This is a genomic window from Burkholderia stagnalis (assembly GCF_902830275.1).
Classification (GTDB): domain Bacteria; phylum Pseudomonadota; class Gammaproteobacteria; order Burkholderiales; family Burkholderiaceae; genus Burkholderia; species Burkholderia stagnalis.
Genome location: NZ_CADESW010000001.1, coordinates 718,812 through 733,957 on the forward strand (window position 1 = coordinate 718,812; position 15,146 = coordinate 733,957).

The following is a 15,146-nucleotide window of genomic DNA, read 5'->3' on the forward strand; positions in this document are numbered from 1 at the left end:
CGGCGAGCGGCATCGAACCACCCGGCATCGTTCATCAGGAGACGGCCATGCAACACTTCAAGGCGGGAAGACGGCAGGTGATCAAAACGCTCGGCACGGCGCTCGCCGCATCCGCCCTTCCGATGCCGTTCATCAGGACTGCGAATGCCCAGGAGCGCAGCTTCGCGGGCAAGACGCTGCGCCTGCTGACGTGGTCCGACGATACCGGCGCGGCCGCGCTGCGCAACATCGCTGAGACCTTCAGCAAGAAGACCGGCGCACGCGTGATCGCCGATCGCGCGGACGGCACGTCGGGGATGGTCGCGAAGGTCAAGGCCGCGGGCGAGCGGCCGACCTACGACGTGATCACGCTGGCCGGGGTCGGCGCGGCCGGCCTCGCCGACGCGGGCCTGCTCGCGAAGCCCGACCTCGACCGGCTGCCGAACCTGAAGGACGTCGCGCCGCAGTACCGCACGGGCGCGAACGGCTTCGGCATCGGCTACCTGCTGTGGTCGGACGGCCTGATCTACAACACGTCCACCGTGAAGACCGCGCCGTCGAGCTACGAGGCGCTGTGGGATCCGAAATATGCGGGCCGCCTGTTCCTGCCGCCGCCCGAGTGGGCGGAAGCCGTCGATCTCGCGATCATCGCCGCGAAGCTCGCGGGCGGCTCGCAGCAGAACATCGAGCCGGGCTTCAGGAAGCTCGCGCAGCTCAAGGACCGCGTGATGACGCTCGGCGAAAACCCGAACCAGGTGGCCGACCTGTTCCGCACCGGCTCGCTCGACATCGGCGGCCTCTACTCGCCCGCGTTCCTGCCGGCCCAGATCCGCAAGCCGGAGTACCGGATGGGCATCACGTACGGGATGAAGGAAGGTTTTGCGACGCAACTGATGTTCACGGTGATTCCGAAGGCGCATCCGGGCGATCTCGACCTGATCCACGCGTTCATCAATCATTCGCTCGACGCGGGCGTGCAAGGCCGGATGGCGGCCGACGTGCTGAACGGCCCGGTCAACGCGAAGGCCGTGATTCCCGCCGAGAGCCGCGCGTTCGTGCCGTCGCCGCAGCAGATCGCCGAGAAGGCCGTGCTGCACGACGACAAGGCGCTCGCCGTCGTCCAGCCGGCCTGGATCAAGCGCTATACCGACCTGTTCTCGGCCTGACGCCATGTCCTCGCTTCCCTCCCGCGATGCGGGCGCCCTCGCCGCCGGCGGCGGCGCCGGCCCCGCCGGCGCGCCCGCACTGCCCGGCGTGCCGCCGTGGCTGCTGCTCGCGCCGATCCTCGCGTTTCTCGCCGTGCTCGTCGCCGCGTCGCTCGCGGTGCTGCGGATGAGCGTCGGCGTATCCGGCAACGAATGGCGCGCGTTCACGCTGCAGAACTACGCGGATCTCGCCGATGCGTATTTCCTGAAATCGCTGTGGCTGACGCTGCGGCTCGCATTCACGAGCATGGTCTGCGCGGTGCTGCTGGCGATCCCCGTCGCGCTCGCGATGGCGCGCGCCGAATCGCGGCTCGCGCGCCGCCTGCTGCTCGCCGGCGTGCTGCTGCCGCTGCTCGTCAACCTGCTGCTGCAAGGCTATGGCTGGCTGATCATGCTCGGCCCGGCCGGCCTGCTCAATCACGCGCTGCTCGCGGCCGGCGTGATCGGGCGGCCGCTGCAGCTGCTGTACCGCGAACAGGGCGTGCTGCTCGGCCTGATCCAGACCGCGTTCCCGCTCGCCGTGCTGCCGCTGTCGAGCGCGCTGCGCGCGGTGTCGCGCAGCTACGACGAGGCGGCCGCGACGCTCGGCGCGTCGCGCTGGCAAACGCTGCGCCACGTGACGCTGCCGCTCGCGATGCCGGGGCTCGTGTCGGGCGCGCTGCTCGTGTTCGCGTACAACGCGAGCGCGTTCGCGGTGCCGCTGCTGCTCGGCGGCCGGCGCGTGCCGATGCTGGCGGTGCTCGTCCACGACCAGGTGGCGCCGCTCCTGAACTGGCCGGCCGCGTCGGCGTCGGGCGTCGTGCTGATGGCGGCGACCCTCGTCGTGATGGCCGTCTCGCAGCGCCTCGCGCGCAACCTGCAACGCATCGACGAGGTGACCCGATGAATGCCCTGCCGCTGCACGCGCCGATGCCCGGCCGCCTGGGACGCGCGACGAGCCTGTGCGCGACGATCGTGCTGTTTCTCGCCGCGCTGCCGATCCTGACGATGGTGACGATGTCGTTCGGCACGTCCGACACCCTCGAATTTCCGCCGCGCCAGTTCGGCCTGCACTGGTATCGCGCCGCGTGGCAGACCTTCGTGTCGAACGACGCGGGCGGCTCGCTGTCGATGGGCGCCGCGCTGACGACCAGCCTCGTCGTCGCGCTCGCGACGATGCTGATCGCAACCGCCGTATCGGTGCCCGCGGCCTACGCGCTGTCGCGCTACCGGTTCCGCGGCAAGGCGCTCGTCGAGCAGCTCGTCGCGCTGCCGATCGTCTATCCGCTGGTGATGCTGGGCCTCGCGCTGCTGCTCGTGTTCAACCTGCTGCCGGTGGAGCTCGGCACGCTGCGGCTCGTCGTCGCGCACGTGATCCTCACGCTGCCGTTCACCGTGAAGAACTGCGCGGCGTCCGTCGCGTCGATCGGCCCCGAGTTCGAGGAAGCCGCGTGCCTGATGGGCGCAAGCCCGGGCCGCGCGCTCGTCGACGTCGTGCTGCCGCTGATGCGGCCGGGCATCCTCGCCGGCATGCTGTTCGCGTTCATCGTGTCGTTCAACGAATTCACGGTGACGTTCTTCCTGTACAGCATCGACACGATGACGCTGCCCGTGTGGCTCTACAGCCGCACCGTGTCGTCGCTCGACCCGACCGTGTTCTGCTTCGCGGTGTTCACGGTCGCGATCGACTTCGCGCTGATCTGGCTGCTCGAAAAACTCGTCGGCGACAAGGGCATCGCGCTCTGAGCGCGCGCCGCCCCGCCCTCGCCCGTGCAAGGAACCCTCATGACCCAGCTCATCCTCCAGAACGTGACGAAACGCTTCCAGCACACGCATGCGGTCGACCACGTCGACCTGTCGGTGCCGGACGGCAAGCTCGTCTGTTTTCTCGGCCCGTCGGGCTGCGGCAAGACCACGCTGATGCGGATCATCGCCGGCCTCGAGAGGCCGACCTCCGGCACCATCACGTTCGCCGGCCGCGACGTCACGCACGTGCCGGCCAACCGGCGCGACTTCGGGATGGTGTTCCAGTCGCTCGCGCTGTTTCCGCACATGAGCGTCGCGCAGAACATCGCGTACCCGCTGCGGCTGCGCAAGACGGCCAAGGCCGCGCAGGCCCGGCGCGTGGCCGAGCTGCTCGAGCTGATCCAGCTGCCGCACATGGCCGATCGGCTCGTCACGCAGCTGTCGGGCGGACAGCGCCAGCGTGTCGCGATCGCGCGCGCGATCGCATCGTCGCCGCGCCTGCTGCTGCTCGACGAGCCGCTGTCCGCGCTCGACGCGAAGCTGCGCGAGGCGATGCAGGTCGAGATCCGGCTGCTCCAGCAGCGGCTCGGCATCACGACCATCATGGTCACGCACGACCAGCGCGAGGCGATGACGATGGCCGACGAGATCGTCGTGATGGAGAAAGGCCGCATCCAGCAGGTCGGCCGCCCGCTCGACATCTATCGCGATCCCGTCAACGAATTCGTCGCCGATTTCATCGGCCTCGGCAACATCCTGCCGGTTGCCTGCGACGGCGACGACGCGATCGTCCTGCCGGGCGGGCAGCGGCTCGCCATCCGGCCCGGGTCGCCCGCGCGCCGTGCGGCGCATGACGTGCGCCTGCTGATCCGCCCCGAGGACGTCTGCGTGCGCCCGACGTCGTCGCCCGCCGCGCCGAATGCGCTCGCCGGCACGATCACGTTCGTCCGCGACGTCGGCGCGTCGATCGAGGCGACGATCGATTGCCGGGGCTTCACGCTGACGGCCGCGACGACGCCGCGCGAGACGCCCGACCTGCACGTCGGCATGCCCGTGTTCGCCGAACTGCCCGCGCACGCGTGCAAGCTGATCGCCGCACGCGGCGCCTGACGCCCCTTCTTTCCCCCAGCGCAGCAACAAGGACCTCACCATGAACGCATCGACCCAAGCCGCCCGCCTCGTGCGGCGCCTCATCGCCCGTACCGCGCTCGTCGCCGCCTGCACCGGCGCGGCGAGCCTTGCCGCCTTCGCGCCGCCCGCGCACGCCGACGCGCTCGACACGATCGCGAAATCCGGCGTCGTGCGCATCGGCGTGTTCGAGGACTACCCGCCGTTCGGCTCGATCGGCCCCGACATGAAGCCGCAGGGCTACGACATCGACATGGCGAACCTGATCGGCAAGGCGCTCAACGCGAAGGTCGAACTCGTGCAGGTGACCGGCGACAACCGGATGGCCTACCTCGCCGACCGCAAGACCGACATGCTGCTGTCGGTCGGCCAGACGCCGGAGCGCGCGAAGGTGATCGATTTCTCGAACGCGTACGCGCCGTACTATCTCGCGGTGTTCGGCCCGAAAACGCTCGCCGTGAAGGGCACCGCCGATCTCGCCGGCAAATCGGTCGCGGTCGCGCGCGGCACGCTCGAGGATCTGAGCGTGAGCAAGGTCGCGCCGCCGTCCGCGACGATCAAGCGCTTCGACGATCCGAACGGCGCGATTGCCGCCTTCCTGTCGGGGCAGGCGCAGTTGCTCGTCGTCGGCAACGACGTGGGCGCGACGATCATCGCGCGCCACCCGTCGATCGATCCGGAGCAGAAGTTCTCGCTGTTCAGCTCGCCCGATCACGTCGGCCTGAACAAGAACGAGCCGCGCCTGATGCAGAAGGTCAACGACGCGATCGCCGGCGCGAAGAAGAACGGCACGCTCAACGCGCTGGCGCAGAAGTGGCTGCACGCGGCACTGCCGGCGGACCTGTGATGCGCGCCGCGCCCGCCCCGCACGCCCGACGAGAGGCACTGCGATGAGTTACGTGTTCGATTTCAGCGATTTCGGCCTGTATGCGGGCATGCTCGCGCGCGGAATCGGCGTGACGCTCGGCCTCACCGCGGCCTCCACCGTGCTCGGCGCGCTGGTCGGCACGGCCGGCGCATGGGCCGCGCTCGCCGGCCCGCGGTGGGCGCGCGCGCTCGTCGCGGCCTACGTCGAGCTGATCCGCAATACGCCGTTCCTGGTGCAGCTGTTCTTCATCTTCTTCGGCCTGCCCGGCATCGGCGTGCACATCGACGAAGGACAGGCGGCCGTGCTGGCGATGACGGTCAACCTCGGTGCATACGCGGTGGAGATCCTGCGCGCGGGCATCGAATCGGTGCCGCGCGGCCAGACCCAGGCCGCGATGGCGCTCGGGCTGCACGGGCGGCAGGTGTTCGGCCACGTCGTGCTGCCGCAGGCGCTCGCGAACGTCTACCCCGCGCTGCTCGGGCAGGTGCTGATCGTGATGCTCGGCTCGGCCGTCGTCTCGCAGATCTCGGTGCCCGACCTGACCTACGCGGCGAACTTCATCCAGTCGCGCAATTTCCGCGCGTTCGAGATCTACATCGTCGTGACGGTGATCTACCTGCTGCTGTCGATCGCATTGCGCGTGCTGCTCAATCGCGCCGGCCGCCGGCTGTTCGCGGGCCGCACGCCGCACGGCGCGGCCGCCGCGCCGCCGCGCACGCGCCTCGCCCGCTTCACGTGGCGCGCCCGCGCCCCCGAAACCGCGCTGCCGACGGAGCGTGCCCGATGATCGAATTCACCACCTGGGATATCGCATGGAACCTGCTGCTCGCCGCGCGCTGGACCGTGCTGCTGTCGCTGGTCACATTCGTGGGCGGCAGCCTCGCCGGGTTCGCGCTGCTCGCGATGCGCGTGTCGCCGGCGCCGGCGCTGCGCCGCTTCGTGAACCTGTATGTCGAGCTGTTCCAGGGCACGCCGCTGCTGATGCAGCTGTTCCTCGGCTTCTTCGGGCTGCCGCTCGTCGGCATCGACGTGACCCCGTGGGTCGCCGCGTCGGTCACGCTGACGCTGCATGCGAGCGCGTATCTCGCCGATATCTGGCGCGGCTGCGTCGACGCGGTGCCGCGCGGCCAGTGGAGCGCGGCGGCGAGCCTCGGCATGACGTGGACGCAGCAGCTGCGCTACGTGATCTGGCCGCAGGCATGGAAGATCGCGCTGCCGCCGACCGTCGGTTTTCTCGTGCAGGCCGTGAAAAGCACCGCGCTCACGTCGATCATCGGGCTCACCGAGCTGACCAAGACCGGCAACATCATCACCAATGCGGTGTTCAAGCCGTTTCCGATCTACGCGATGGTCGCGCTGCTCTACTTCGCGATGTGCTTCCCGCTGACCTGGTATGCGCGCATGCTCGAACGCCGCTATCGCGTCGCGCGGCCGCGCTGACCCGGCGCCGCGTGCGCCTCATTACGATGCAGGTTCAGACATGATTTCCATCAGCAACGTTTCGAAGTGGTATGGCCCGTTCCAGGTCCTCGCCGATTGCACGACCGAGGTGAAGAAGGGCGAGGTGGTGGTGGTGTGCGGGCCGTCGGGCTCGGGCAAGTCGACGCTGATCAAGACCGTGAACGGCCTCGAGCCGTTCCAGCAGGGCGAGATCCTCGTCAACGGCCAGTCGGTGGGCGACAGGAAGACGAACCTGTCGAAGCTGCGTTCGAAGGTCGGCATGGTGTTCCAGCACTTCGAGCTGTTCCCGCACCTGTCGATCACCGAGAACCTGACGCTCGCGCAGATCAAGGTGCTCGGCCGCGGCAAGGACGAGGCGAACGAGAAGGGGCTGAAGCTGCTCGATCGCGTCGGCCTGAAGGCGCACGCGCACAAGTATCCGGGCCAGTTGTCGGGCGGCCAGCAGCAGCGGGTCGCGATCGCGCGCGCGCTGTCGATGGATCCGATCGCGATGCTGTTCGACGAGCCGACCTCGGCGCTCGATCCGGAGATGATCAACGAAGTGCTCGACGTGATGGTCGAACTCGCGCAGGAAGGGATGACGATGATGGTCGTTACGCACGAGATGGGCTTCGCGAAGAAGGTCGCGCATCGCGTGATCTTCATGGACAAGGGCGCGATCGTCGAGGACGACCGCAAGGAAGCGTTCTTCGCGAACCCGAAGTCGGATCGCGCGAAAGACTTCCTCGCGAAGATCCTGCACTGAGCGGGCGCGCCGGACCCACCATGATGAGACGCCTGCCTTCCCTCAACGCGCTGCAGATCTTCGACATCGTCGCCCGACACGGCAGCTTCACGCGCGCCGCCGAGGTGCTGTGCCTGACGCAGGGCGCCGTGAGCCGGCAGATCCTCGCGCTCGAGGGGTTCTATCAGTTTCCGCTGTTCAAGCGCACGCCGAAGGGCCTGACGCTGACGGCGGAAGGCGAACTGCTGCTGCCGACCGTGCGCGAGAGCTTCGCGCGCATCGAGGAAGTGTCGATGCGCCTGTCGCGCCGGCGCACCGAACTCGCGCTGAAGGTGCCGACGTGCGTGATGCAGTGGATGCTGCCGCGGATCATGCGGTTCCAGGCCGAGCATCCCGAACTCCAGGTGCAGATCACGACGACGTGGGAGCATCACGTCGATTTCCGCATGGAGCCGTTCGACGCCGCGGTGATCTACGCGGCCGGCGCCGGCCCCGACACGCATGCGATCCCGCTGTTCGACGAGCAGCTCACGCCCGTGTGCGCGCCGGGCCTGCTGGCGCGGCAGCCGCTCGCGGGCCTCGACGACCTCGCCGGCCAGACGCTGCTGCATCCGACCCGCGATCATCGGGACTGGAAACGGTGGCTCGAACACGCCGGCGCGCCGCACGTCGACGCGACGCGCGGGCTGAGCTTCGACACGCTCGACCTCGCGACGCACGCGGCGATCGACGGCTACGGCATCGCGATCGGCGACCGGACGCTCGTCGACGAGAACGTCGCATCGAACCGGCTCGTGATGCCGTTCGACGTGTCGATGCCGACCGGGATGGGCTACTACTTCGTCTATCCGGCCGGCGTCGAGCAGCACCAGAAGCTCCTGCTGTTCGGCGCGTGGATCACGGACGAACGCGAGCGCTCGATGGGCAATGCGGCGCGTTGAGGCGGGCGCGCCGCTACCCCGCCTCCCTCAACGTCCCCATCAACACCTTCCGGCAGCTCGCGATCACCTGCGCCTCCGGATCGCGATAGTCGGTCAGCAGCCACGCCGCGCCGACGTTCGTCATCGCGCCGACCAGCGCGATTCCGATCAGCCGCTGCTCGGCGCGCGCCGCGGCCGTGGCCGCCTCGCCCGGCGCGCCGATCGCCATGATCAGCTTGCCGAAGTCGACGAGCACGCGCTGGTAGGTCGCGTCGGTGTCCAGGCTCACGCCCATCACCTCGAGCAGCAGCACGCGCGCCGCATGGCGGTCGCGCAGGAACCCGAAGAACGCCGCGAGCCCCGCGTCGATGCGCGCGCCGAGCTCGCCGCCGCGCGCGGCGACCGCCTGCGCGACCGCGTCGCGCAACTGCTCCGCGTGATGCAGGTAGGTGCGGCGCAGCAAATCCTCGGTGCTGTCGAACGCCGCATAGAAATAGCGGTCGTTCAGCTTCGCTTCCTGGCAGATCGACCGCACGGTCGCCTTCCGGAAACCGACCGTGCCGAACACGCGCGTCGCCGCGCGGATCAGCGCGTCGCGCCGCTCCGCCGCGCGTACCTCGGGCGCCACGCCGCCGTACGACCGGCCCCGTTTATCCGTTTCGAGTGCTTTCTCCATTCCGCTATTTGACATCAGGACACCCGAAAACTAAAGTGGTGACGACCAACACCACAATTAGACGCGCCGCCGCGCAGCGCCAGCGGACACAGGAGGAACGACGCATGAAGGGGTTTTCCGGCAAGGTCGCCGCGATCACCGGCGCCGGCTCGGGCATGGGCCGCAGCCTCGCGGTCGAGCTCGCGAAGCGCGGCTGCGAGGTCGCGCTCGCCGACGTCAACGAGGCCGGGCTCGCCGGCACGGCGGCCGCCTGCACACGCTACGGCGTGCGCGTGAGCTCGCAGCGGCTCGACGTCGCCGACCGCGACGCGGTGTTCGCATGGGCCGCGTTCGTGCGCGCGTCGCACGGCAAGGTCAACCTGATCTTCAACAACGCGGGCGTGTCGCTCGCGGCGAGCGCCGAGACCGCGCGCATCGAGGATCTCGAGTGGATCGTCGGCATCAACTTCTGGGGCGTCGTGCACGGCACGCAGGCGTTCCTGCCGCACCTGCGCGCGTCCGGCGACGGCCACGTGGTCAACACGTCGAGCCTGTTCGGGCTGATCGCGATGCCCACCCAAAGCGCGTACAACGCGACCAAGTTCGCGGTGCGCGGCTTCACCGAGGCGCTGCGGATGGAGCTCGAACTCGACGGCGCGCCCGTCAGCGCGACCTGCGTGCATCCGGGCGGCGTCGCGACGAACATCGTCGACGCGTCGCGCGTCGACACCAGCATCCATGCGCTGACCGGCCAGGATGAAGCCACGCACCGCCGCCAGGCGAACCGCCTGATCAACGCGACGACGGCCGACGCCGCCGCGCGGCAGATCCTCGCCGGCGTCGAGCGCAACGCGCGCCGCGTGCTGGTGGGCGCCGACGCGCGCCGCCTCGACCGGCTCGCGCGCCTGCTGGGCGCCGCCTACCAGACGCTGATGCTGCGCCACGTGCGCCGCGCCCGCGCCCGCAACCTCGAGCGCGCACCCGGCGCACTCCCGACCACGCCGACCAAGGACCTCGCATGACCCCGACGACGACCGACCGGCGCGCCGCGCCGCCCGCCTTCGACCGCCCCGCGCCCGCCGGCGGCGCGCACCGCGACGCGACCGACCTCGACGTGCTGATCGTCGGCGCGGGCCTGTCCGGCATCGGCGCGGCCTATCACCTGCAGCAGCGCTGCCCGTTCGCGAGCGTCGCGATCCTCGAAGCCCGCGACGCGATCGGCGGCACCTGGGACCTGTTTCGCTATCCGGGCGTCCGTTCGGATTCCGACATGTTCACGCTCGGCTACAGCTTCCGGCCGTGGCACAGCGACAAGGCAATCTCGGACGGCCAGACGATCCTCGACTACATCCGCGACACCGCGCGCGCGTACGGCATCGACCGGTCGATCCGCTACGGCCACAAGGTGGTCGGCGCGGACTGGGATTCGAACCGCGCACGCTGGACGGTGCGCGTCGAGCGCACCGCCGGCGAGACGGCCGAAACGGCCGAGACGCTGGTGCTGACCTGCCGCTTCCTGTACATGTGCAGCGGCTACTACGACTACGACGCGGGCTACCTGCCCGACTGGCCCGGCATGGACGCGTTCACCGGCGATCTCGTGCATCCGCAGCGCTGGCCGAAGGACCTGTCGTATGCGGACCGGCGCGTGGTCGTGATCGGCAGCGGCGCGACCGCGGTGACGCTGGTGCCGTCGATGGCCGGCGAAGCGCGGCACGTGACGATGCTGCAGCGCTCGCCCACCTACATCGTGTCGCTGCCCGCGCGCGACAAGATCGCGAACGCGCTGCGCCGCGTGCTGCCGTCGCGGCTCGCACACCGGCTCGTGCGCATGAAGAACGTGCTGCTGACGATGTACCTGTACAACGTCTCGCGCCGCAAGCCCGACCGGACGAAGCAGTTCATCATCCGCGCGGCCGGCAAGCAGCTCGGCCCCGGCTTCGACGTCGCGAAGCACCTGACGCCACGCTACCAGCCGTGGGACCAGCGCCTGTGCCTCGTGCCGAACGGCGACCTGTTCAAGGCGATCCGCTCGGGCCGCGCGTCGATCGTCACCGACGAGATCGCGCGCTTCACGCCCACCGGCCTGCTGCTGAAAAGCGGCCAGCGGCTCGAGGCGGACGTGATCGTCACCGCGACCGGGCTGAAGGTGAAGATGCTCGGCGGCGCGCAGATCACCGTCGACGGCCGCGCGGTCGACCTGTCGGAAACGGTGTCGTATAAAGGAATGATGTACAGCGACGTGCCGAACCTGGCGTCGTCGTTCGGCTACACGAACGCGTCCTGGACGCTGAAGGCCGAGCTGATCTCGCGCTACGTGTGCCGCCTGCTCAACCACATGCGCGCGCACGACTACGACACCTGCGTGCCGCGCCTCGCGCCGGGCGATCTCGGCAACGTGCCGGCGGTGAACCTCAGCTCGGGCTACATCCAGCGCGCGGCCGGCATCCTGCCGAAACAGGGGGAGAAGAAGCCGTGGAAGTTCCACCAGAACTACGTGCTCGACCTCGCGTCGCTGAAGTTCAGCGCGCTCGCCGATTCGGCGATGCGCTTCGAACGCCGCGCGCAGCCCGGCGCGGCGGCCGCGCCCGTCCCGCAACCCGCATTCGAAACCCGGTGAGGCCGACATGAGCCCTACGCTCCATCTTATCCAGCAGGCGCTGATCGCCGTCGTGGCCGTGTGCGCGGCGCTCGCGGTGTTGACCTGGTACATCGCGCGCCGCGTGACGCGCGCGTTCCGGCCCGAAGGCCGCTTCGTCGACGTCAACGGCGACCGCATCCATTACGTCGAGTACGGCAGCGGCCCGCCGATCGTGTTCGTGCACGGTCTCGCGGGGCAGTTGCGCAATTTCGCGTACCTGCCGCTGCAGCGGCTCGCGGAACGGCATCGCGTGATCCTGATCGACCGGCCGGGCGCCGGGCATTCGATCCGCGGCGCGCGCTCGCAGGCGAACATCTTCGCGCAGGCGCGCATGGTCGCCGGCTTCATCGACGCGCTGCAGCTCGACAAGCCGGTGCTCGTCGGGCACTCGCTCGGCGGCGCGATCTCGCTCGCGGTCGGCCTCAACCATCCGCAGCACGTGAGCCGCCTCGCGCTGATCGCGCCGCTCACGCACCAGGAAGCCGCGCCGCCGGCGCCGTTCCGCCCGCTGCTGATTCCGTCGCGGCTCGTGCGCCGCTTCGTGTCGTGGACGTTCGCGATTCCGCTGACGATCCTCACCGGCCGCAAGGCGGTCGACGCGGTGTTCGCGCCGGAGGCGGTGCCGAAGGATTTCCCGGTGAAGGGCGGCGGGCTGCTCGGGCTGCGGCCGAGCAGTTTCTATGCAACGGCGTCGGACCTGATCGCGGTGCCCGAGGACATGCCCGCGCTGGAGCGCCGCTACGCGGAACTCGCGCTGCCGGTGGACGTGCTGTACGGCCGCGGCGACCGCATCCTGAACTGGCGCAGCCACGGCGAGGCGCTTGCGCAGAAGTCGCCGCGCGTGCGGCTGCGGGTGGTCGAGGGCGGCCACATGCTGCCGGTGACGATTCCGGGCCCGACCGCGCAATGGCTGGCCGAAGTGGCGGCGGAACCGGTTGCCGCGGATGCGCCGGCGGCACAGGCCGGGCGCTGACGTCTCGCCCCGGCGCGGCGGCCGGCCACGGCGCCGCCGCGCTCAGCCTTCGTCGTCGGGCAGCGTCAGGCCGAGCTCCGCCAGCACCTCGCGCGCGTTGCGGAACGCCTCGACCGCCGCCGGCGCGCCCGCGTACAGCGCGCTGTGCAGCAGCACCTCGCGAATCTCGACGAGGCTCGCGCCATTGTTGAGCGCGCCGCGCACATGGCCCTTCAGTTCGTTGCCGCGGCCGAGCGCGGCCAGCATCGCGCACGTGCAAAGGCTGCGCGTCTTCAGGTCGATCCCGCCGCGCTGCCAGGTGCTGCCCCATGCGTGCTCGTTCAGCCAGTCCTGCAGCGGCCGCGAGAATCCGTCGAGATCGCGCATCGCCCGTTCGACGAACGCCTCGCCCATCACGTCGATGCGGCGCGCCTTGCCCTGCTCCCTGTCGTGTTCGCTCATGTCCCTGTCCTGTCGGTTCGATTGCCGCCACGGGGCCGGCCCGCGCGTTCACGTGATGTTCGCGGCGCGCGGGCGATTCGTCAAAGACGCGGGACTCGGTCCGGCCGGCGCGGCATGCTCGCCAGTAAGGTTGTGAACGCGCGCACGGGGCGGCGCGCCGGCGCTACGTAACGTTTTCCGTGCGCGTTACGGGCCTGACGGGAACATCTCGCCGTATATCGTGCCGTCGTCGAGCAAAAACACAATTACTCAGAACAAAACGCAGCGAACGTCGCACATTCTGCAACGCTAAATGGCGACGCTCCGCGCCGGCGCGGGTGGCGCGGAAATTGCAGTTCTGGCCCGGACAAACATCAATTGTCGAGGCCAATATGCAGAATTACTTCACAAAAACGACGCTCTCACTCGCCATCACGTCACTGCTCGCGCTGTACGGCTGCAGTTCGGTCGACGGACCGTCCACGCCGAGCACGCTCAAGCCGACGACGTCGGGGACATCGGGGGCATCAGGCACATCGGGGTCGTCGGGGAGTTCGGGGAGTTCGGGGAGTTCGGGGAGTTCGGGGAGTTCGGGGAGTTCGGGGAGTTCGGGGAGTTCGGGGAATTCGGGGTCGTCGGGGTCGTCGGGGTCGTCCGGTACGTCTTCGGGTACCTCGTCGGGCACGTCCTCCGGTACTTCTTCGGGTACCTCGTCGGGCACGTCCTCCGGTACTTCTTCGGGTACCTCGTCGGGTACGTCCTCCGGTACTTCTTCGGGTACCTCGTCGGGCACGTCCTCCGGTACGTCTTCGGGTACTTCGTCCGGCGCGTCCTCGGGTACTTCGTCCGGTACGTCTTCAGGTACCTCGTCCGGTACGTCTTCCGGTACTTCCTCGGGCACTTCGTCGGGCACGTCTTCCGGTACTTCCTCGGGCACCTCCGGCGCCACCCCGCTCGGCAACATCCTCCAGCAGACCGGCAACCTCGTCACGTCGCTCGGCACGACGGTCGCGAACGGCGGCGCACAAGTCGGCGGCGTATCCAGCAACCCGGCGGCCACCAGCGTCGGCAATGCGGTCACGAGCCTCGGCAACGGCGTCCAGTCGCTCGGCAACGGCATCGCGGCCGGCCTCGGCTCGATCGGCGTGTCGGCCAACCCGCTCGGCCCGACGGTCACGTCGACCACCGGCCTGCTGAGCGGCACCGGGGCCGCCGTCAACAACCTCGGCAACGCGGTGACGAGCCTCGGCAGCGGCCCGCTGTCGCCGCTCGCACCGGTGACGACGACCGCCGGTAGCCTCGTGAACACGGTCGGCAGCGTGATCAACACCGCCGCGTCCGGCCTGAACACGACGCTGAACACCACGCCGATCCAGCAGCTCGAGACGCAGGCCGGCAGCCTGATCAACCCGATCACGAACACGCTGACCGGCGGCGTGCAGACGCCCGGCACGACGCAGAACGCCGGCTCGGCCACCGGCCTCGGCACGCCGGTCGGCAACCTGCTGACCACGGTCGGCAACGGCCTCGGCACCGCCGGCTCGCAGATCGGCGGCGCAACCGGCAATCCGGCCGGCGCCGATCTCGGCAGCGTCGTGACGCAGCTCGGCAACACGGTCACGAGCGTCGGCGGCCTGCTCGGCGGCACGACCGGCAGTTCCAGCAGCGGTTCCGGCGGCACCAGCGGGACCAGCGGCAGCACCAGCGGCGGCCCGCTCGCACCGGTCACGAACCTGCTCGGCTCGCTCGGTTCGATCGGCGGCAGCAGCAGCGGCTCGGGCGGAACGAGCGGCACCAGCAGCAGCGGCAGCGGCCCGCTCGCCCCCGTCACGAACCTGCTCGGTTCGCTCGGTTCGATCGGCAGCAGCAGCGGCTCGGGCGGAACGAGCGGCACCAGCAGCAGCGGCAGCGGCCCGCTCGCCCCCGTCACGAACCTGCTCGGCTCGCTCGGCGGCGCAACGGGCGGCACCAGCGGCACCGGTGCAGGCGCAGGCGGCCTGCTCACGCCCGTGACGAACCTCGTCAATTCGCTGACGCCGCTCGGCGCGAGCCTTACCGGCACGGTCACGACACCGGGCGGCAGCACGACGGGCACCCTCGGCGGCGCATTGACGAGCGGCCCGGTCGGCACGCTCGCCGGCGCGCTGACGTCGCCGCTCGGCACCACGGGCGCAGCCGTCACGGGCAGCCCGAGCGGCGTGACCGGCGGCACGGTGACGACGCCGGGCAGCAGCGGCGGCGGCACCGTCACGAGCGGCCTGACCGGCAGCTCGAGCGGCGGCACGGCAGGGGCGGCCAACCTGCTCGCGCCGGTGACGAACCTGGTCGGCGGCCTGCTCGGCGGCACCGTCAAGAAGTAATCGACCCGCAGCGCAAGGCGGCCGGGCACACAACAACTCCACGCCCGGCCGCCCGCCGGCGCCGCCGCCACGGCGACGCCGGCCTCA

At 69.9% G+C, this 15,146-nt stretch carries 16 protein-coding genes; 13 read left to right on the forward strand and 3 right to left on the reverse strand.

Annotated elements, in window-relative coordinates:
- The first annotated feature begins 47 nt into the window (after positions 1-47).
- Genes HWY45_RS03100 through HWY45_RS03140 form a run of 9 tightly spaced genes read left to right on the forward strand, consistent with a single transcriptional unit; the run spans position 48 to position 8,031 of the window.
- Positions 48-1,145: an ABC transporter substrate-binding protein gene (locus HWY45_RS03100; RefSeq protein WP_059884476.1), complete on the forward strand. Its 1,098-nt coding sequence runs from the start codon at positions 48-50 to the stop codon at positions 1,143-1,145.
- A gap of 4 nt (positions 1,146-1,149) precedes the next feature.
- Positions 1,150-2,070, forward strand: a complete 921-nt coding sequence (locus HWY45_RS03105; protein ID WP_059884477.1) for an ABC transporter permease — start codon at positions 1,150-1,152, stop codon at positions 2,068-2,070.
- Positions 2,067-2,909 (forward strand): ABC transporter permease, encoded by an 843-nt coding sequence (locus tag HWY45_RS03110; protein ID WP_059884478.1) that lies wholly within the window; start codon positions 2,067-2,069, stop codon positions 2,907-2,909. Before HWY45_RS03105 ends, HWY45_RS03110 begins: the two co-directional genes overlap by 4 nt.
- Before the next feature lie 39 nt (positions 2,910-2,948).
- On the forward strand, positions 2,949-4,019 hold the full coding sequence (locus HWY45_RS03115; RefSeq protein WP_059884479.1) for an ABC transporter ATP-binding protein: 1,071 nt from the start codon (positions 2,949-2,951) through the stop codon (positions 4,017-4,019).
- Between the two features lie 40 nt (positions 4,020-4,059).
- The gene (locus HWY45_RS03120) at positions 4,060-4,884 is read left to right on the forward strand and encodes a transporter substrate-binding domain-containing protein (RefSeq protein ID WP_059563361.1); all 825 of its coding nucleotides are present in this window, start codon (positions 4,060-4,062) and stop codon (positions 4,882-4,884) included.
- Between the two features lie 43 nt (positions 4,885-4,927).
- A complete protein-coding gene (locus tag HWY45_RS03125; protein ID WP_059884480.1) occupies positions 4,928-5,692 on the forward strand; it encodes an amino acid ABC transporter permease in 765 nt (254 codons plus the stop codon).
- The gene (locus HWY45_RS03130) at positions 5,689-6,345 is read left to right on the forward strand and encodes an amino acid ABC transporter permease (protein ID WP_059884481.1); all 657 of its coding nucleotides are present in this window, start codon (positions 5,689-5,691) and stop codon (positions 6,343-6,345) included. Before HWY45_RS03125 ends, HWY45_RS03130 begins: the two co-directional genes overlap by 4 nt.
- A gap of 40 nt (positions 6,346-6,385) precedes the next feature.
- Entirely contained in the window at positions 6,386-7,111 is a 726-nt protein-coding gene (locus HWY45_RS03135; protein WP_059963574.1) for an amino acid ABC transporter ATP-binding protein, read from the forward strand.
- A gap of 23 nt (positions 7,112-7,134) precedes the next feature.
- Positions 7,135-8,031: a LysR substrate-binding domain-containing protein gene (locus tag HWY45_RS03140; protein WP_059886461.1), complete on the forward strand. Its 897-nt coding sequence runs from the start codon at positions 7,135-7,137 to the stop codon at positions 8,029-8,031.
- Between the two features lie 13 nt (positions 8,032-8,044).
- Here the strand turns inward: HWY45_RS03140 and HWY45_RS03145 are convergent, their stop codons facing one another.
- Positions 8,045-8,701 carry a TetR/AcrR family transcriptional regulator gene (locus tag HWY45_RS03145; RefSeq protein WP_059803636.1) on the reverse strand — a complete coding sequence of 219 codons (657 nt, stop codon included), beginning with the start codon at positions 8,699-8,701 and terminating at the stop codon, positions 8,045-8,047.
- Positions 8,702-8,790: 89 nt separating this feature from the next.
- Here HWY45_RS03145 and HWY45_RS03150 point away from each other — a divergent pair, with 89 nt between their 5' ends.
- Genes HWY45_RS03150 through HWY45_RS03160 form a run of 3 tightly spaced genes read left to right on the forward strand, consistent with a single transcriptional unit; the run spans position 8,791 to position 12,279 of the window.
- Positions 8,791-9,687, forward strand: a complete 897-nt coding sequence (locus HWY45_RS03150) for an SDR family NAD(P)-dependent oxidoreductase (RefSeq protein ID WP_059803635.1) — start codon at positions 8,791-8,793, stop codon at positions 9,685-9,687.
- Positions 9,684-11,285 carry a flavin-containing monooxygenase gene (locus HWY45_RS03155; protein ID WP_059886439.1) on the forward strand — a complete coding sequence of 534 codons (1,602 nt, stop codon included), beginning with the start codon at positions 9,684-9,686 and terminating at the stop codon, positions 11,283-11,285. The genes HWY45_RS03150 and HWY45_RS03155 overlap by 4 nt, the downstream gene beginning before the upstream one ends.
- A 7-nt stretch (positions 11,286-11,292) precedes the next feature.
- On the forward strand, positions 11,293-12,279 hold the full coding sequence (locus tag HWY45_RS03160; RefSeq protein ID WP_059886437.1) for an alpha/beta fold hydrolase: 987 nt from the start codon (positions 11,293-11,295) through the stop codon (positions 12,277-12,279).
- Positions 12,280-12,321: 42 nt separating this feature from the next.
- Here HWY45_RS03160 and HWY45_RS03165 read toward each other — a convergent pair whose 3' ends face one another.
- Complete coding sequence (locus HWY45_RS03165) at positions 12,322-12,720, reverse strand: carboxymuconolactone decarboxylase family protein (RefSeq protein WP_059886436.1); 399 nt, start codon at positions 12,718-12,720, stop codon at positions 12,322-12,324.
- Positions 12,721-13,099: 379 nt separating this feature from the next.
- Positions 13,100-13,780, reverse strand: coding sequence for a hypothetical protein (locus HWY45_RS36705; RefSeq protein WP_244110938.1), 681 nt, complete (start codon positions 13,778-13,780; stop codon positions 13,100-13,102).
- On the opposite strand from HWY45_RS36705, the gene HWY45_RS03170 reads away from it, so the two are divergent.
- On the forward strand, positions 13,662-15,059 hold the full coding sequence (locus HWY45_RS03170; protein WP_060328721.1) for a collagen-like triple helix repeat-containing protein: 1,398 nt from the start codon (positions 13,662-13,664) through the stop codon (positions 15,057-15,059). The genes HWY45_RS36705 and HWY45_RS03170 overlap by 119 nt on opposite strands.
- The last annotated feature ends 87 nt before the right edge of the window (positions 15,060-15,146 follow it).